Consider the following 17,937-nt stretch of genomic DNA (forward strand, 5'->3'; position numbering starts at 1 on the left):
ACCCCTTTTCGGTTGCGGCGGCGGGCCTGGTCAAGAGCTGCTGCCGTGCGAGTGGTGTAAATAGTAAGTACCGTTAGTAATGAATAGCATACGAATGAGGAAAGGTGGCAAACCCCGTATGGACGCAGTGAGCAACGCCCTGGATGAACTCCCGCACCGCATCGCGGAGGAGGTGGAGCGCGCGGACCTGACGGTGGCGCTCGCGGAGTCCCTGACCTGCGGCAACCTCACCGGGAACCTGGGCAAGGGCGAAAACACCGGTGAATGGCTCAGCGGAGGAATCGTTGCGTACCTGACCGAAATCAAGCAATCGGTGCTTGGAGTCAGCGAAGGACCGGTAGTGAGTGCCCGCTGTGCGGAGGAGATGGCGGCTGGAGCCGCCAAGCTCTTCGGCGCGGACCTCACTGTTTCCACGACGGGTGCCGGCGGACCGGGATCCCTGGAAGGCCAGCCCGCCGGAACCGTGTTCATTGGATGGAGCCTGCGGGGTGAAACCGGGCACGCCAAGCATTCGTTCGACGGCGGGCCGGCGGAAATACTCGAGCAAACCGAAGCTGCTGCGCTTCAGCAGCTGCTGGAGCTGGCGCAGAAGGCCCAGTAGCTCCGGTCCCCGGCCGCACCCGTCACCCGCATAACCGGCGAAAGGAAGTCCTGTGGATCAGCGCAAAGCACCAATCCTTGAGGCTCTGGCGGCGTACCACCAGCACGACCGGTACGGTTACACGCCACCGGGGCACCGGCAGGGACGGGGAGTGGACAAGCGGACCCTGGACGTCATTGGTGCCGACGCCTTCGCCAATGACATCCTCGCTTCCGCGGGGCTCGATGACCGTTCATCCTCCAACGGCTACCTTGCCGAAGCACAGGAGCTCATGGCCGATGCCGTGGGTGCGGAGCATGCCTTCTTTTCAACCTGCGGGAGCTCACTCTCGGTTAAGGCCGCCATCCTTGCGGTTACGCGCGGGACCGGGGACATCCTCATTGGCCGCGATGCCCACAATCCGTCACTGCGGGACTAATCCTCTCGGGCCTGCAGCCGCGCTGGATCCGCCCGCGCTGGGACAACGAGCTGCACCTGGCCCACCCGCCGTCACCCGAAACGGTTGAGGGGATGTGGCAGCGCCATCCCGACGCGGCAGCGTGCCTGATCGTCAGCCCTACACCGTACGGAACCTGCGCAGACATCCAGGCGATTGCCGAGATCTGCCACCGGCGCGGTAAGCCCTTGATTGTTGACGAAGCCTGGGGTGCGCACCTGCCGTTCCACGACTCCCTCCCCACCTGGGCCATGGATGCCGGTGCCGATATCTGCGTAGTGAGCGTGCACAAAATGGGCCTTGGCTTCGAACAGGGTTCGGTCTATCACCTGCAGGGGCAGCTGGTGGACCCGATACGGCTGAAGCAGTGTGCCGACCTGCTGGCCACGACCAGCACCAACGTGCTGATCTACGCCGGCATGGACGGCTGGCGCAGGCAGATGGTCCGGCACGGTGAAAAGCAGCTGGACGCGGCGCTCCAGCTGGTCGAAACCACCCGCGGACGAATCAACGGGCTCCCCGGCCTCCACGTACTGCATGATGAGCTCATCCGTGAGGAGGCTTCGCACGATTTCGACCCGCTGCATGTGCTGATCGATGTCCAGCAGCTCGGCGTCAGCGGCTACCAGGCAGCGGACTGGCTGCGCGAAAACGCCAGGATCGACGTCGGGCTGAATGATCACAGGCGGATCGAAGCCACTTTCTCGCAGGCTGACAACCGACAAAGTGCTGACCGGCTCCTCGAGGCCCTGGGTTCCCTCGTGGAAGCTGCACCCGGGCTGCCGGTCCCTGCTCCGGTCGAGCTGCCCGATTCCGCGGACTTGGAGATGGAAACCGTGCAGCTTCCGCGTGACGCCTTTTTTGGCCCGGTGGAGGTGGTGCCAGCCAGCGAGGCAGCAGGCCGGATCGCAGCCGAGCAGATCACCCCCTACCCGCCCGGGGTGCCGGCCATCCTGCCCGGGGAGCGCATTAACGCGCGGGTCATCGACTACCTGGTGTCCGGTGCCAAGGCAGGAATGGTGCTGCCGGACCCGGCGGACCCGAGCATGGAGACGGTCCGCGTGGTGCAGGAGTAGCTCCGGGTGTCCGGAACGGGCGTCAGGCCGATTCCAGCAGGTCCTTCTGCTGCACCAGCTCCAGGGACAGCGTCTTGTAGCCCTCGGATTCGAAGAGCACCGTGACGGTCTCATCCTCATAGCTCATCACCATGCCCGGTCCCCATTCCCTGTGCACTACCCGGGACTGCAGGGGGAACGGCTGCGGGGCGGCGGATTCGGCCGGCCCCAGCTCCTCTCCCTCCTGTTCGGCACGTTCGCAGTTGTCGCAGAAACCGCACATGTCCGGAGCGTCTTCGCCAAAGTAGTTCAGCAGGAACCGCCGGCGGCATTCGCTGCTCTCCGCGTACTGCCGCATCATCTCCAGCCGGGACTCTTCAATGTTCCTGCGCTGCTCTGCGAAGTCGACCGCGTTCTTCACGGCGGTCTTCACCCCGACGCCGGACCGGGCGGAGTAGCCCTCATCCGAGGCTGAAACGGAGCCGGACTGCTCCAGCTGGCCCAGCAGGGAAGAAACCCGGCGGGCGTTTAGGTCAAGCTCATCCCGCAGGTCGGCAGCGGACACCGGTTCGCTGCGCTTTTTCACCGCTTTATAGAGGGCGGAAAGAGCGTCCTCGTCTGCTGCCTTCGCAGCGAAGAACCGCCGGATTCCCAGGTCCTCGGGGCGGTAGTGCAGGAAGATTTCAGTGGGTTCGCCGTCGCGACCTCCACGGCCGATCTCCTGGTAGTAGCTGTCAACCGAGTCGGGGACGTCCGCGTGCACCACAAACCGCACGTTGGGTTTGTCGATCCCCATGCCGAATGCCGTGGTGGCAACGACGATGTCCAGCTCATCCGCGAGGAACTGCTCATGGATGAGATGCCTGTCTTCATGGCTGCGGCCTGCGTGATAGGCATCCGCGCGCAGTCCGGACTGCTGCAGGGCTTCGGCATACTCCTCGGTTTCCCTGCGGGTGGCGACGTAGAGCAGTCCGGGGGAATCCAGCCGTGCAACCTGGTCCAGGATGGCGCGGCGCTTGTCGTCGGCATCCTCATATCGTCCCGCGGCAAGATGCAGGTTTGGGCGGTCGAAGCCCAGGGAAATCTCCACCGGGTCACGCATCCCAAGCTGTTCCAAGATTTCTGCGCGCACCGGCGGTGCCGCGGTGGCGGTCAGGGCAACCACGGGCTTGTCCAGCGCCCGTACCAGGACGTCCAGCTGCAGGTAGTCCGGCCGGAAATCGTGCCCCCAGGCCGACACGCAGTGCGCCTCATCGACTACAACCAGGGAAACCTCCAGGTCCTCCAGCTGCGCGAGCACCTCCTCGCGGGCCACCTGCTCCGGGCCCAGGAACAGGAACTTGGCCGTTCCGTTGCCGTCGTTCCTTTTTGCTGCCGCCCATGCCTCGTCCCAGTAGGTCTGCGACTGGCCGGAGTTGAGGACGTAGGCAACGGTGCTGCCAACTGCCTCGTTGATCGCCTCCGCCTGGTCCCGCTGGAGCGCAATCAGCGGTGAAACCACGACGGCGGTGCCCGGCAGTGCCATAGCCGGCACCTGGTAGACGGCTGATTTCCCTGCGCCGGTGGGCATCACGCAGACTACGTCCCTGCCGTTCACAGCCGCTTCCATCGCTTCGAGCTGGCCGGGCCGGAAATCATCCCACCCAAAAACCTCGGAAGCGGTGCGCTGCAGGTCGGCGCGGGACGGTGACATGGGCATTCCTCCTGGGGCGTTTTCCGGGATTATCAGCTTACTGACTAGTCCCTGCTCATGTCGCATCGTCCATCGAGATGGCAGATAAGGCTCTTATGGGGGCTCAAACGAGCCGTTTCTGCTTTCTCGATGAAGGGTCAGGGTTCGGGAGCTGGGGGTCAGGCATCCCGACCCGTCCACTAGAGCATTTAATCGAACTGGCAGGTGATGGTTCCCAGCGGACCGTAGTCTGCGAACACCGTGTCGCCCGCGCTGACCCACATGGGTCGTGTGAAGGACCCGGCCAGGATGATCTCTCCCGCTTTCAGGCCGTCGCCATGGGCGGCGATCTTGTTGGCGAGCCAGTAGACGCCGGCCGCGGGGTGGTTTAGGACAGCGGCACCCACGCCGGTTTCCTCCACCACCTGATTTTTGTACAGGATGGCAGAGATCCAGCGCAGGTCTACATCCATGGGGCGGACCGGGGTGCCGCCAAGAACCATCGCGCCCAGCGCCGCGTTGTCAGAAATGGTGTCGACGATGGTGCGCCCGTCCATTTCGATCCTGGAGTCCAGGATCTCCAGTGCCGGAATGACGTATTCCGTGGCCTTCAGGACATCAAAGATGGTGGCCCCCGGGCCGGAAATGTCTTCGCCGAGTTTAAAAGCCAGCTCGACTTCGACACGGGGGTGGGTGAACTGGTCCCACTGGAGGGTGCAGCCGTTCTCCAGGACCATGTCTTCGAAAATGATCCCGTAATCCGGCTCGGTGATGCCGGTGGCGGCCTGCATGGCGCGTGATGTCAGCCCTATCTTGCGTCCTGCCAGCCGCCGGCCGGATTCCTCGCAGCGTTCGCGCCAGGCGTTCTGTACGCGGTAGGCATCGTCCACGCTCATGCCGGGGTAACGGGCAGTTAGTCGTTTGACTGGCTGCCGGTTGGTTCCGGCGGCAACCAGCTCCTCGACAATCCTGCTGATTTCTGAAGTATCCAATGTTTACCTTTCCTGCCCGGAGGGGTGTCTGCGAAGTGCCACCAATGTGACGTGTGACTCCAGGCGTGGTTGACGTGGCGTGATGTGGATCACTAGCATAAACGACTGTACGAAATACGGAATCTCTGTACGCAATGCGTACGTCATAGTTTGGAAAGGGGGTGCGCCGTGAGTGTGCTGACCATGTCGAAATCCTCCCCGCGTATCCGGCCCGGCTCAGTGGCGGCCAAAGCCGGCAAGGCAATCTGCCTGCTGGTTTTCACGTGGTTGTTTGTCTGGCCGCTCGGAATGTTGATCTAGGGAGCCTTCAACACTTCCCCCCTCTCCGGGAAAACGGCGTGGACGCTGTCGGGATTCGAACGCCTCCTCAGCGACCCCAGGACGTTCGAGGCGCTGGGGTCCACGGTGCTCTATTCCGTGGTCATTACCGTCCTCTCCATGGCTGTAGCAATCTTCTTTGCAACAGTGAATACCCGGATGGACGTCCCGTTCAGGCGCTTCATCACCCCCGTGATGGTCATTCTCGTTGCGATGCCAACGGTGCTGTATTCCCTCAGCTGGGCGATGCTCGGTGCCGGACAGTCCGGACTGATCAACAGGTTCTTTGCCTTTATCGGAATGGACGGACTGGCCGAGGCCTTCAACACCCGCAGCTGGTTCGGACTGGTTCTGGTGACCGTCCTCAAAGCCGGCGCGCTGGCCTACATGATTGTCCTGGGCGCCTTCCGCAACCAGAACTCCGCCCTGGAGGAGGCAGCCAGAATCGGCGGAGCCTCACGGGCCCAGTCCTTCTTCGGCATCGAACTGCCGGCGCTGCTCCCTGCATTGGCAGCCGCCAGCCTGTTTGTCTTCGTCAAGGGACTCGAAGCCTTTGAAACGCCGGCTGTCCTGGGCCTTCCCGCAGGCATCAACGTCTACGCCACGCACATCTACGACTACCTCCGGGGCGGCTACGAGGCAGACTACCCGGCTGCATCCGCGTCCTCACTGGTCATCGTCGTGATCCTGGCGGCTCTGGTACTCCTCCAGCTCAAGCTGACCGGCGGCGGGAAGACCTACACCTCCGTCGGAGGCCGTTCCAAGGGAACAAACCTGCGCAGCACGGGCAAATGGATGCCGGTGGTTGTCGGCATTATGCTGCTGCACTTCTTCATTGCCCTGGTGCTGCCGATTGCCCAGGTCATTCTCAGTGCGTTCCAGCCGTATCTGGGTGCTCCGACCCTCACGCTGCAGAACATTGAGCGCCTGCTCAACACCCCCAACGTGATGCAGGCACTGCAGACGACCATCATCGTCTCCACCGTCGGCGGCGTCCTCACGGTGGTGCTGGCCCTGGTGGTCAGCTTTGCCTTCGTGCGGATGAAGGGCAAGCTTGGCCGCTTCATCCAGCTGGCCTCCTGGGTCCCGGCAGCCATGCCGGGACTGGTGCTGGGCCTGGCGTTCCTGTGGTCGGTGCTGCTCACCCCCGGAACCCGTTCGCTGTATGGCACGGTGTGGATCCTGGTGATCGGCCTCGCCGTGGCAACGGTGCCGCTGGCAACCCGTACGCTGGAAGGCGCCCTGGCCCAGATCGGCGTCGACATGGAAGAAGCCGCCCGTATCGCCGGGGACAACTTCCTCCGGGCCGTCGGAACCGTCACCGTGCGCCTGATGGGGCCGAGCCTCATCTCCGCCTGGTTCCTCGTCGCCATCACCATGTCCGGCATCCTCGACGTCCCGATCCTGCTGGGCAGTGCCCGCACGGAAATGATTGCCACCGTGAGCTTCGGCTTCTACAACAGCGGAGAGACCGTCCTCGCCTCCGCTCTCTATGTCATCTTCACCTGTGCCATGGCCGCGCTCGCCGGGGCTGCATTCCTGGCCTGGCTGCTCGTCCGCGCCCTCGTCCGCCGTTCCTCTACCCGCACCGCCGCGGAAGTCCAAGGAGTTCCCCAATGACCGGCATCTCAATCCGGGACCTGCACAAGTCCTTCGGTACCAAAACTGTGCTGGACCACGTCAGTCTCGACGTCGAGGACGGAGAGTTCATCTGCCTGCTGGGCCCCTCCGGTTGCCGCAAGAGCACCCTCCTGCGCTCGATTGCAGGCCTGGAAAGCCCGGAAGGCGGCACCATCTACCTCGGTGACGACGCCGTCTTCGATGGTGCCGGCCGCATCAACAAGGCTCCCGAACAGCGCAAGCTGGGAATGGTCTTCCAGAGCTTTGCCCTCTGGCCGCACAAGACCGTTTTCGAGAACGTCGCCTACCCCCTGAAGCGGGCGAAGACTCCGAAGCGGGAGATTAACGATCGCGTCCGTGAGGCGCTGGTGATGGTGGATCTGTGGGACTTCCGCGACTCCTATCCCGGCACGCTCTCCGGCGGCCAGCAGCAGCGCGTCGCCCTGGCCCGCGCAGTGGTGCCGCGTCCCCGGCTCCTCCTGCTCGATGAGCCCCTCTCCAGCCTGGACACCAATCTCCGGGCACAGATGCGCCGTGAAGTACGCCGGATCCAGCAGCATCTGGGCGCCACGGCCGTCTACGTAACCCATGACAAGGAGGATGCCGGCGGCCTCGCCGACCGCGTCCTGGTGCTGCAGGACGGCAAGATCGTCCAGGAAGGAGCCCCCAGGGACGTCTTCGTGGCTCCAAAAACGGCCTTCGTCGCCGAGTTCGTGGGGTTCGACAACTTCTTCGACGCCACCGTCCTTGAATCATCCGATGACCGGGCCAGCGTGGAAGTCGGCAACGGCAACCGTTTCACCGCGGTCACCTCCTCCCGGCTGGAACCGGGCAGCACGGTCACCGTGGCCACCAGGTCACGCCTGGTCCGGGTTGAACCCAGCGACGGCAGCTTCTCCGAGAACGGTTTCACCGGCACCGTGCTGTCCAAGGCCCACCTGGGTGACGACGTGGAAATCGTGCTGAGCGACGGCGCAGCGGAGATCGTTGCCCGTGTCCGCCCCGGCTACGCGAAGGACATCCATCCCGGACAGACCGCCGTCGGCCTCCCGCCGGAGGGAACCGTCGTCGTAGTCGAAGGCACCCGAAAAGGCGGCCAGCGCACCACCTCCTCCCCGCGGATCTCCGCGCTCGCCTAACAGCTCGCATAACAAAGGACCTCTCATGAAAAAGACCAGCACTTTCGCTGCGCTCGCCGCGGCATCCGCCCTACTCATTTCCGGTTGCGGGGGCGCCGAACCGGAGGCTGCAGCGGCCCCCACGGCAACCAGTGTCGAAGAGCTGTATGAAGCAGCCCAGGATGAAGGGCAGGTCGTTGTCTACGGTCCCACCGAAGACCTGTATGCCGCCGTCTACGAGGACTTCAAGGCGGCCTATCCCGGGATCGAGATCGTTACCTCGGACATCTTCGGACAGGAACTGGACTCGCGGCTCGAAGGAGAGCAGATTGCGGGCGGTTTCGCGGCGGACCTGGTGCACATCGGCGTCTCCGACGTTGAACGCTACAAGGAGAAGGACTACCTCGTTCCGTACAGGCCCTTCGGGACGGAAGATCTGGACCCTGCCTTCATCGGGCCGGACGAGGCATGGAGCGTCCCGTCCCAGCACCTGTATGCGACGGCCTACAACACCAAGGCCCTGAGCGCAGATGAAGTGCCGACCACCTGGGATGACCTGCTCGCAGCTGACCTGTCCGGCAAGATCGCAACGGCAACGCCCAAGCAGTCCGGAGTGACCCCCCAGGTCCTTTCCGCGGCACTGGAGGAGGGCGTAATCGACGAAGCGTGGATCGACTCCTTCAAGGCAGAGGCCAACCCCAAAATCTTCCCTTCAGTGGCAAACGCACTCCAGGCGACGGTCACCGGCGAAACCAACCTCGCGTTCGTCGCCGGCTACGGCAGCTACATGCGGCAGGTCGAACAGGGTGCCCCGCTCGGATTCTCCGCCATGACTGACGGTGCGTACTTCTCCGACGTGGCCTACGGTGTGCTCGACGGCGGACCCAACCCTAACGCCGCCCGCCTGCTGGTCGCATGGATGTTCAGCGCCGAGGGACAGGCATCAGTCGCCAAGCATGTCTTCGAATTCGGAACCATGCCTGAAGCGCCGCTGCCGGCAGGCGCCGACGTTATCGGCGACCCCGTTCGCCTTCCGTACCCCGGGGCCGATGGCTACCGCTCCACCCTCCAGCTGCTCAGCACCAAGTTCTAGGTGGTAAGCCGGGCACAGCGTGCAGGCTTACCCAATCCAGGAGTACTACGAATGAATACCGAAGTCCTTATTGTCGGTGCGGGGCCATGCGGAGCGACGATCGCCAACCTGCTCGGCGTGTACGGGGTCCGCACCATCCTGCTTGACCGCGCTCCCGCCGTCATCGACTATCCCCGCGGTGTTGGCGTCGACGACGAATCCCTGCGTGTTTTCCAGGCCTGCGGCCTGGGCCGGGAAGTCCATGCAGACATGATCCAGAACCAGGCACTCATCTGGTTCGATTCGAACCAGACGAAGCTCGCCGAAATCGCTCCGTCGGGACAGCCCTTCGGCTGGCCGCGGCGCAACTCCTTCCTGCAGCCAATGCTTGAAACCAAGCTGCGGACCGGGCTGCAGCGTTTCGAGCATGTGCAGCTGCTGCTGGAACGCGAGCTTGTGGGCATGCGGGAAACCGGGGACGGGCTGGAGGCCCACGTCATCGGGGCTGACGGAACGGAAGAGACGATCACCGCCCAGTATGTGGTGGGAGCTGACGGCGGGCGCAGCACCGTGCGCAAGCTGACCGGTGCCGTCCTTGAAGGCAGCACCCTTGGCGCTCGCTGGCTGGTCGTGGACATCAAGGACTCCACCTACCACGCACCATTCTCCGGCAACTACATCAGCAGCAAACGCCCGTTCGTCTCCATCGATCTCCCCTTCGGATACCGGCGTTTCGAGTTCCGGCTCAACGATGATGAGACGGATGAGCAGATGGTCCGCCCGGAGGCTGTGGAAAAGCTGATCCGCACACACTTCAACTGGACCGGGCCCATGCCCGGACTGGAACGCTCCAGGGTGTACTCACACCATTCCCGGGTTGCGGACCGGTTCAAGGTTGGACGCGCTTTCCTTGCCGGGGACGCCGCCCACCTGCAGCCGCCGTGGTTTGGGCAGGGCATGAACTCCGGAATCCGGGACGCTGCCAACCTTGCCTGGAAACTTGCCGCCGTCGTCCGCCACGGAGCGGAACCCGGCGTCCTGGAAACCTACGGCCAGGAACGGCGCGGGCATGCCCGGGCCCTGGTGGAACTTGCCACCACCCTGGGTCGTGTCTACGGACCCAAGACGATGGCGGGTGAAAAGCTGCGCAGCTACGGGCTGCGCGCAATGCAGCGGATTCCCGCGACCCGGGACTACCTGCTGCAGATGAAGTTCAAGCCCATGCCGTTTTACGCCGAGGGCGTTGTCCTGGACCCGTCGCCGAAGGATCCTGTGGGGCGGATGTTCATCCAGCCTGATGTGGAGCTCCCTTCCGGGGAACGCGTGAAGTTCGATGAAGCTGCGGGGGACTGGTTTGCCCTCGTCGGAATCAACACCGATCCCGCAGAGCACCTGGACGAAGAATCGCTTCAGTATTGGCGCTCGCTTGGTGCCCGCTTCCTGCGGGTAAACCGGTCTCGGGCCGGCAGCCACATGCTGAGCGCGGGCTCGGAGACTGTGGTGCTCGACGACGTTCAGGGCGGCTTCCGTGACTGGGCGCGTACCAGGGGTGACCGCGAAATCATCGTGATTCGACCAGACCGCTATTTGGCAGCCACGTGCTCCAGCCGGCAGGCAAACTCGATGACCCGCAGGTTCAGCGCCGTGCTGCCGGTAAAAACCAAAACCCTGACGAGCAAGTAAGAGGAGAAGCAGATGGCAGAGATTGTTGGCTATGTCGCCATGTCCCATTCCCCGTTCTGGGATGAATCCTTCGACGTCGAGGGTCCAGGTGCGGACTTCGCAGCCGGTGCGCTGAAGATCAAGGAAAAGGTGCAGGAACTCGCACCGGACCTGGTGGTCATCTTCGGCCCCGATCACATGCGCAACTTTTTCTTCGACCTGATGCCCGCGTTCTGCGTTGGTGCAGGCGAGATTGTCAGTTTCGGAGATTACGGCAGCCATAAGGGATCTGTCCCTTATATGGAGGGAATCGGCCGTAAGGTCGTTGAAAACGTCCGGGAGCAGGGTTTTGACCCGGCGTTCTCGCTCCGGATGGGAATCGACCACGGAATCGTCCAGCCCTACGAAGTGCTGCTCCCGGAAAAGATTGTTCCCGTACTGCCCATCATGGTGGACTGCGGTGCGGCCCCCCGGCCCTCCTTCGCCCGGTCCTATGAGTTTGGGCAGGCAGTCGGTAAGGCCATCCGGGAGCTGGAGGAAGACCTTCGGGTGCTGGTCATCTCATCCGGCGGGTTGTCCCACTGGGTCAAGGCATCCTCTCCCTACGACCCTTCGATTGATGTCGAGACCCGGGAATTCCTCATCGACGGGCGGGACACGGTTGTGGAATACAACGCCGCACGCGAGGCAGGTCTGGCCGAGAGAATTGCCCAGGGCGTTGAAGGGGACATCAACGACACCTGGGACCGGGAATTCCTGAAGTACCTCACCGGCGGCGACGTCGAGGCGCTGCTGGCAATCAACCCGGACGAAATGGAAGCGGCAGCAGGCAACGGCGCCCATGAGGTGCGCTGCTGGATAGCGGGCCTGGGCGCCTGGGACGGGCCCGTGGAGACCGTGGCATACGAGCCGGTGCACCGCTGGGTGACCGGTATGGGACTGGTCGCGGGTTTCGCGCCGAAGGGAATATGAGATGGAAACTCTGACGATTCCGGACTTCACCACAGATCCGTTTTTCGGTCTGGAGGACGCCTGGGTGGAAACCGCGCCCGGTGAACTGACCCATTATCACGAACTGGGGGAGGGAACCCCTGTCGTTTTCCTGCATGGGTCAGGCAGCGGCGTGTCGGCTGCGGCCAACTGGTGGCTGAACCTCCCCGAGCTCTCCAAGCACTGCCGGACCATCGCCGTCGACCTGCTCGGCTTTGGGCAGACAATTGAAGCGCCGGACAGCGAGTTCGGCATCAAGGCGTGGGTGGAGCACGTTGTGCGCATCCTGGATGCGCTCGGGATCGAAAAGACCTGGCTGGTCGGCAACTCCCTGGGCGGATGGGTTGCCTTCCAGTTCGCGATCGACCACCCGGAACGCCTGGCGGGGATCATCTCGATGGGTACCGGAGGTGCCCCGCGCACCAAGGCCCTGGCCAGCCACGCGAAGCCGACGATGACGCCGGACGGGATTCGGCAGGCCCTGCTGGACTTTGTGGTTGACCCGTCCCTGGTATCTGAGGAACTGGTGAATTCGCGCTACGCCGCAGCATCCCGGGAAGGGGCAACGGAGCGTTTCCGAGCGGTGGTAGCCGCCAGGGATATTGACCGCGAGACTCTGCCCCTGGATATGGATGTGCTCTCCAAACTCGACATCCCGGTGCTGCTTATCCACGGGCGCGAGGACAAGGTCATTCCCATGAGCCGAAGCCTGCAGCTGCTGGACGTCATCCCCCACGCTGACCTGCACCTTTTTTCGCAGTGCGGGCACTGGAGCCAAGTGGAACGCGCCGAAGATTTCAACAAGGTGGTAGCTTCCTACCTCTCGACACGCGGTTAGAGTGAAGTTGCCCGGCGGCAGGTCCGGCACATGAATCAGCAGAGCATCAGCGCCGGCCTGCCTAGGGGCAGGTCAGAAGGGAGGGGCATGGACCCGAGCAGGTTCGTGCACCCGATCGCCCCCGGAGATTATGTCCAGTCACTGGACAAAGGACTCTCGGTGATCAAGGCATTCAACAGCGACCGGCGCACCATGACGCTGACGGAAGTCGCGGAGGCTACCGGGCTCTCCAAGCCCAGTGCCAGGCGCTTCCTGCTGACGCTGCAGGCACTGGGCTATGTGAGCCAGGAAGACGGACGGTTCCGTCTGCGTCCCAGGGTTTTGGACCTGGGCGGTTCCTATCTGACGTCAGGGGAGCTCCCAGCGCTGGTGAATCCCTACCTTTCCGAACTGAACGCGAAGCTGCGTGAGGCATGCTCGGTGGGGGTGCTCGACGGCGACAACGCCGTGTACATCGCCAGGGCCTCTGCGCAGCAGCGCATCATGACGTTCAACGTCCAGGTGGGAACGCGGATCGACCCGGTGATCACCGCTCTGGGGCGGGTCCTGCTGGCGAACCTTCCACCAGCCGTGCTGCAGGCCTACCTGCAACGCCGTCAGCAGCTTGCTTCCGCGCCGCAGATCCCGCCGGATGGTGGATTCACCGAAGACCTTGATCGGATCCGCGAGCAGGGCTGGTGCCTTATGGACCAGGAGATCGAAGTCGGAGTGCGCACGATTGCCGCCCCCCTGCGCAACTCGGCAGGGACGGTCATCGCAGGAATCAATGTTGCTGCCCACACCGCCCGCGTCTCCCTGGACCGGCTGCAGGACGAGTTCCTGCCGGAGCTGCTGGACACGCAGGCCCGGATCGAGAAGGATCTCGCCGAGTATGGCCCGGACATGCTGGGGTAGCTTCGCGGGAACTGGCCGGCTAGGCCATTAGCCCCAGTTCCTCCAGAGCGCCGGCCACCCGCCTGCGCTGCGCCGCGCCAAGGCCCTGTACCGGAAGCGGAAGGCAGTTACGTGGAGCCAGTCCCAGATCCTCAGCGGCCGCGGCAATGACACGCACACTGCCGTGTTCGGCGAAGAGCTCCCAGAGCGGGGCAAGCCGCGCAGACTCTGCCGCGGCGTCGTCGTACCGCCCTTCGGTGACAGCCCGCACGATCCGAACCGCAGGCTCCGGCAGGGTGCCCGCCACCGCGGAGTACCAGGCATCGCAGCCGGCGTTCAGGCCGTCGCATGCGGCAGCATCACCGGAGATTCCAATGGTCACATGTTCCGGAATGACCGCCCGGACTTCTTGGACTCGGGCAGCAGCCGCGGCGGCGGAAACCGGAGGAATCTTGACGGAGGCTATGCCGGGAAGCTCGGCGATCCTTCGGTAGAGCGCGGTGCTGAAGGTGAAATGGGTCGTGCCGGGGTTGTCGTAAACAATGACAGGTAAATCCGTGGCGTCGGTGACATCGCGGAAGAGGCCGTACACGTCCTCGTCCGTCAGCACCTGGTAGCTCACCGGCGCCAGCAGGATTCCGGCGGCGCCGGCCTCCTCCGCAGACCGGACATTCGCCAGGACCTCGGAAGTGCGCAGTGCGCCGACGCCGGCGATCAACGGCTTCGATCCCTTGTGAGCGGCAGCCAGCTGCACCACGCGCCCGCGTTCTTCCGGGCTCAGGTAGGCGTAGGAACCAGTGGAGCCTAGCACTGCGATCGAATCGACCTCCGACTCTGCCAGCCGGCTCACCAGGGCGGAGAAGGAACCCTCATCCACGGCGTCGTTCTGCAGCGGGGTCAGTGGGAAAGCGCTCAGGCCGGTAAACAAAATGCGAATTCCTTCCGGTACCGGCAGCGAAGAGGCATCCTCCGCTGCACATTAGTATTCGGTTATGTTCCCAGACATCGACGCCGAAGCCGTGGACCGCATCCTTCATGACGCCGCCTCCCGTCATGAGTTCTCCGGAGCTGTCCAGCTGTCCCGCGGCGGCAGGGTCCTGCACGAAGGCGCCTACGGTGTGGCCTCCCGGCGCTGGGGCGTGCCGGTCTCCCTGGGCACACGGTTCGACGTCGCTTCCGTCACCAAATTGTTCACGTCGGTTGCGGTGCTGCAGCAGGTGGATGCCGGGGCACTGGCGCTGGACTCGCCGATTGGGCGGTTCGTTGAACTGGGCGGCACCCGGATAGATCCCGACATCACCATCGGCCAGCTTCTGACCCACACCTCCGGCATCGGGGACGACGCCGATGAAGAAGCCGGCGAATCCTACGAAGACCTGTGGGTGGACAAGCCCACCTACTCGGTTACCAGGACTGCAGATTTCCTGCCGCAGTTCGTGCACAAGGAGCCGAACTTCGCCCCCGGCGCCGGCTGCCGCTACTGCAACTGCGGCTACATCCTCGCCGGGCTGGCGCTGGAGACTGTGACCGGGACGGGCTACCGGGACTACGTCCGGGAACACGTCTTCGCTGCCGCTGGCATGAAGGATTCGGGGTTCTTTTCCATGCGGGACGCGGTCCCGAACGTCGCCGAGGGATGGGACCCGGTCCGGGATGGCGCCGGCAAGGTGATCTCCTGGCGGCAGAACATCTTCAGTTATCCACCGATCGGCTCGCCGGACGGCGGCGCCCATTCAACCGCCGCTGACCTGGTTCGTTTCCTCGACGCTGTTCGGGGCGGAAGGCTGATGTCCGCGGAATCCACTGCTGCGTTCCTGAGTCCGCAGGTCAAGCACTCGGATTTGGATGCCGGGGAGCTGCACTACGGCTACGGACTGGAGTTCCGGCTGGACGCGGACGGCCAGGTCGGCCTGATTTACAAGGACGGTATCAACGCCGGGGTCAGCGCCTTCCTGGGGTACTACCCGCAAGAGGGGGTAACTGCGGCGCTGGTGTCCAACTCGGAGGACGGGGCATGGGGGCCGCTGAAGGAGATCACCGGCCTGCTGCAGTCCGCGCAGGCCCCGACGCCCTAGGGCAGGCGACCCTGCCGGCGCTGCCAGCTGGACGCAGGAACGAGTTTTACGGTCCTCCGGACCGCGCGGCCGAGAAGACCAGCATGTCCCGCTGTCCACCGCCCGCCAGCTGATAACCACTGCGAAATCCGCTCCTGATGTATCCGGACCGTTCGGCTGTCCGAATGGATCCGGCGTTCCACGGCTCAATGAACAGGTCTATTCGATTGAGGCCGGCCAGCGACCAGGCGAAGCCGGTCAATGCAGTAAGGGCTTCGGCCGCAAATCCATTCCGGCGGAAGGCTGGGGCAATGGCATATCCGGCGCTCGCATAGCCGTCGGCCAGATGCGACAGCCACAGACCGCAGTGCCCCACCGGGACGCGGGCACCGACGTCCTCGATTGTGAAGGAGAAGCCCCTGCCTTCGCTGTGCCGGTGCTGCTGGCGCTTCACCCAAGCCCGCGCTTCGTCCCTGTCCGCGCGGTGCGGGAGGGTGCCCGTCGCTGACACGTAGGGATCCTCGGCCAGCGCCATTGCCATGCCGGCATCGGACTCGCATACGGACCGCAGCCGCACACGGCCGCAGCTGGGTGCGGTGGATGGCCAGGGTGGCAGGGGTTCAGGCATGGAACCATTATTGGCCGGAAGCCGGGCGGCGGTAATCTTGAACCGGATTCGACGCATGGCCCCGGCAATCCGCTCCGGCCGCCGAACCTTCCCTGCACCTGAATGGAACTGCCTTGTCCCTTCCTGCCCCAAGCCCTGCACCGGAATCTGTTCCGGACATCCGTCAATCCGTGCTTGCCACCCTGCGCTCTCCCCGCCTGCTCAAGACGGAGGTGCTGGCCGGCCTGGTGGTGGCGCTCGCCCTGATTCCCGAGGCGATCGCGTTCTCGGTGATTGCCGGTGTCGACCCGCGGATGGGCCTGTTCGCTTCCTTCACCATGGCCGTCACGATTGCGTTCGTCGGCGGCCGCCCGGCCATGATTTCCGCGGCGACCGGTGCAGTGGCCCTGGTTATTGCACCCGTTGTGGCCAACTACGGCGTGCAGTACCTGGTGCCGACCGTGATCCTCGCAGGGGTCCTGCAGATCCTGCTGGCCCTCGTTGGCGTCGCGAAGCTCATGCGCTTCATTCCCCGGTCCGTCATGGTGGGCTTCGTTAACGCGCTGGCCATCCTGGTCTTTTCCTCACAGCTGCCCGAACTCATTGGCGTGCCGTGGCTGGTTTACCCGGTCACCGCCGTCGGGCTCCTGATTGTTTTCCTGCTGCCGCGCCTGACGACGTCGGTGCCGGCGCCGCTTGTCGCCATTGTGCTGCTGACCATCGCAGCCGTAGCAGCTGGATGGAACATCCCGACGGTGGGGGACAAGGGAGAGCTTCCCGAATCCCTTCCTGCCCTGCTGTTCCCGGACGTTCCGCTGAACCTGGAAACCCTGAAGATCATTGCCCCGTACGCAGTAGCGATGGCATTCGTCGGGCTGCTGGAATCACTGCTGACAGCAAAACTGGTGGATGACATCACGGACACCCGGTCCTCCAAACCGCGTGAAGCCGCCGGCCAGGGAATTGCCAACATTGTCACCGGATTCTTCGGCGGCATGGGTGGCTGCGCCGTGGTTGGCCAGACCATGATGAACGTGAAGGCCTCCGGGGCGAGGACCCGCATTTCGACTTTCCTGGCCGGAGTATTCCTGCTCATCCTGGTGGTGGTGCTGGGGGACATCGTGGCCTTGATTCCCATGGCGGCGCTGGTGGCAGTCATGATTTTCGTGGCCTACGCAGCGTTCGACTGGCACAGCATCCGCCCGTCCACGCTGCGCCGGATGCCCAAGTCGGAGACAGCAGTCATGCTGATCACCGTGCTGGCGACGGTGCTCACGCACAACCTTGCGATCGGCGTTGGGGCGGGCGTCCTGGCTGCCATGGTGCTCTTCGCCCGCCGCGTGGCCCACTTTGTCACCGTTCAGCGGACAGTGGCGGACGACGGCGCATCGGTTACCTATGCGGTGCAGGGCGAGTTGTTCTTCGCGTCCTCGAACGACCTCTACACCCAATTCGAATATGCGCTGGATCCCAGTGACGTGGTGATCGACCTCAGCGGTGCCCACGTCTGGGATGCATCAACGGTGGCGGCGCTGGATTCGATCATCGAAAAATACCGCAGCAGGGGAAAGTCCGTGGAGGTTACCGGGCTGAACCAGGCCTCACTGTCCATCCGGGACAGGCTCACCGGGGAGCTGCCCTAGCTCCGTTTACGGCCCTCCTCCTTCGGGCCAGCCGCTCCGGTCGAGGCCCGCTCCGGAGCCCGCATTTAATAGATGCTGACTTCAACCGTTGACTTTCTCAACCATTCCCGTGAGGATGGAACAAAAGAGCAGGTCAACGGTGCCCGGTGCTGCCGGGAGAAGGAGCCACATCATGTCCCTTTCGGGCAAAGTCGCGATTGTTACCGGTAGTGGGCGGGGTCTTGGGTTGGCGTATGCCCGGGAGCTGGCCCGGCAGGGTGCTGCTGTGGTGGTGAACGATGTTGAGGCGTCGGTTGCGGACGAGGCGGTTGCCGCGATCACGGCTGAGGGCGGGCGTGCGGTGGCTGTGGTGGCTCCGGTGGGTTCCACGGAGACGGCGCAGGCTT

At 64.0% G+C, this 17,937-nt stretch carries 17 protein-coding genes and 1 pseudogene; 14 read left to right on the forward strand and 4 right to left on the reverse strand.

Features of this window, described 5'->3' with window-relative positions; genetic code table 11:
- Positions 1-118 precede the first annotated feature (118 nt).
- The 3 genes and pseudogenes from AO716_RS16410 (at position 119) to AO716_RS17860 (ending at position 2,113) form a co-directional block, all read left to right on the forward strand.
- On the forward strand, positions 119-601 hold the full coding sequence (locus AO716_RS16410) for a CinA family protein (RefSeq protein ID WP_055242914.1): 483 nt from the start codon (positions 119-121) through the stop codon (positions 599-601).
- Positions 602-653: 52 nt separating this feature from the next.
- Positions 654-1,696: pseudogene (locus AO716_RS17785) on the forward strand (aminotransferase class I/II-fold pyridoxal phosphate-dependent enzyme); the annotation flags it as partial.
- Between the two features lie 168 nt (positions 1,697-1,864).
- A complete protein-coding gene (locus tag AO716_RS17860) occupies positions 1,865-2,113 on the forward strand; it encodes a hypothetical protein (protein ID WP_321164382.1) in 249 nt (82 codons plus the stop codon).
- Between the two features lie 22 nt (positions 2,114-2,135).
- Here AO716_RS17860 and AO716_RS16420 read toward each other — a convergent pair whose 3' ends face one another.
- Positions 2,136-3,785 (reverse strand): RecQ family ATP-dependent DNA helicase, encoded by a 1,650-nt coding sequence (locus AO716_RS16420; protein ID WP_055242916.1) that lies wholly within the window; start codon positions 3,783-3,785, stop codon positions 2,136-2,138.
- Between the two features lie 188 nt (positions 3,786-3,973).
- Positions 3,974-4,756 carry a 2-oxo-hept-4-ene-1,7-dioate hydratase gene (hpaH, locus tag AO716_RS16425; protein WP_055242917.1) on the reverse strand — a complete coding sequence of 261 codons (783 nt, stop codon included), beginning with the start codon at positions 4,754-4,756 and terminating at the stop codon, positions 3,974-3,976.
- Positions 4,757-4,924: 168 nt separating this feature from the next.
- Here hpaH and AO716_RS17845 point away from each other — a divergent pair, with 168 nt between their 5' ends.
- The 8 genes from AO716_RS17845 (at position 4,925) to AO716_RS16460 (ending at position 13,268) form a co-directional block, all read left to right on the forward strand.
- Positions 4,925-5,056 carry a hypothetical protein gene (locus AO716_RS17845; protein WP_268753595.1) on the forward strand — a complete coding sequence of 44 codons (132 nt, stop codon included), beginning with the start codon at positions 4,925-4,927 and terminating at the stop codon, positions 5,054-5,056.
- A 138-nt stretch (positions 5,057-5,194) separates the two neighbouring features.
- On the forward strand, positions 5,195-6,694 hold the full coding sequence (locus tag AO716_RS16430; protein WP_152970024.1) for an ABC transporter permease: 1,500 nt from the start codon (positions 5,195-5,197) through the stop codon (positions 6,692-6,694).
- A complete protein-coding gene (locus AO716_RS16435) occupies positions 6,691-7,833 on the forward strand; it encodes an ABC transporter ATP-binding protein (RefSeq protein WP_055242921.1) in 1,143 nt (380 codons plus the stop codon). The genes AO716_RS16430 and AO716_RS16435 overlap by 4 nt, the downstream gene beginning before the upstream one ends.
- A gap of 25 nt (positions 7,834-7,858) precedes the next feature.
- Positions 7,859-8,905: an ABC transporter substrate-binding protein gene (locus AO716_RS16440; protein ID WP_055242923.1), complete on the forward strand. Its 1,047-nt coding sequence runs from the start codon at positions 7,859-7,861 to the stop codon at positions 8,903-8,905.
- 51 nt (positions 8,906-8,956) lie between these two features.
- On the forward strand, positions 8,957-10,567 hold the full coding sequence (locus AO716_RS16445; RefSeq protein WP_055242925.1) for a bifunctional 3-(3-hydroxy-phenyl)propionate/3-hydroxycinnamic acid hydroxylase: 1,611 nt from the start codon (positions 8,957-8,959) through the stop codon (positions 10,565-10,567).
- A 12-nt stretch (positions 10,568-10,579) separates the two neighbouring features.
- Positions 10,580-11,518 (forward strand): hypothetical protein, encoded by a 939-nt coding sequence (locus tag AO716_RS16450; RefSeq protein ID WP_055242927.1) that lies wholly within the window; start codon positions 10,580-10,582, stop codon positions 11,516-11,518.
- Position 11,519: 1 nt separating this feature from the next.
- Positions 11,520-12,374 carry an alpha/beta fold hydrolase gene (locus tag AO716_RS16455; RefSeq protein ID WP_055242930.1) on the forward strand — a complete coding sequence of 285 codons (855 nt, stop codon included), beginning with the start codon at positions 11,520-11,522 and terminating at the stop codon, positions 12,372-12,374.
- Positions 12,375-12,461: 87 nt separating this feature from the next.
- Positions 12,462-13,268, forward strand: a complete 807-nt coding sequence (locus AO716_RS16460) for an IclR family transcriptional regulator domain-containing protein (protein WP_055242933.1) — start codon at positions 12,462-12,464, stop codon at positions 13,266-13,268.
- Between the two features lie 19 nt (positions 13,269-13,287).
- On the opposite strand, the gene AO716_RS16465 is transcribed toward AO716_RS16460, so the two are convergent.
- A complete protein-coding gene (locus tag AO716_RS16465) occupies positions 13,288-14,175 on the reverse strand; it encodes a dihydrodipicolinate synthase family protein (RefSeq protein ID WP_055242935.1) in 888 nt (295 codons plus the stop codon).
- Between the two features lie 64 nt (positions 14,176-14,239).
- Here AO716_RS16465 and AO716_RS16470 point away from each other — a divergent pair, with 64 nt between their 5' ends.
- Positions 14,240-15,322, forward strand: coding sequence for a serine hydrolase domain-containing protein (locus AO716_RS16470; RefSeq protein ID WP_055242937.1), 1,083 nt, complete (start codon positions 14,240-14,242; stop codon positions 15,320-15,322).
- A 46-nt stretch (positions 15,323-15,368) separates the two neighbouring features.
- Here the strand turns inward: AO716_RS16470 and AO716_RS16475 are convergent, their stop codons facing one another.
- A complete protein-coding gene (locus AO716_RS16475) occupies positions 15,369-15,929 on the reverse strand; it encodes a GNAT family N-acetyltransferase (RefSeq protein ID WP_055243039.1) in 561 nt (186 codons plus the stop codon).
- A 113-nt stretch (positions 15,930-16,042) separates the two neighbouring features.
- Here AO716_RS16475 and AO716_RS16480 point away from each other — a divergent pair, with 113 nt between their 5' ends.
- Together AO716_RS16480 and AO716_RS17365 are read left to right on the forward strand one after the other, a co-directional pair.
- Complete coding sequence (locus AO716_RS16480; protein WP_055242939.1) at positions 16,043-17,551, forward strand: SulP family inorganic anion transporter; 1,509 nt, start codon at positions 16,043-16,045, stop codon at positions 17,549-17,551.
- Between the two features lie 172 nt (positions 17,552-17,723).
- Positions 17,724-17,937: SDR family NAD(P)-dependent oxidoreductase (locus AO716_RS17365; protein WP_152970031.1), on the forward strand; the 214-nt coding region annotated here is incomplete at its 3' end.

It is taken from the genome of Arthrobacter sp. Edens01 (assembly GCF_001307035.1).
Lineage (GTDB): Bacteria > Actinomycetota > Actinomycetes > Actinomycetales > Micrococcaceae > Arthrobacter_B.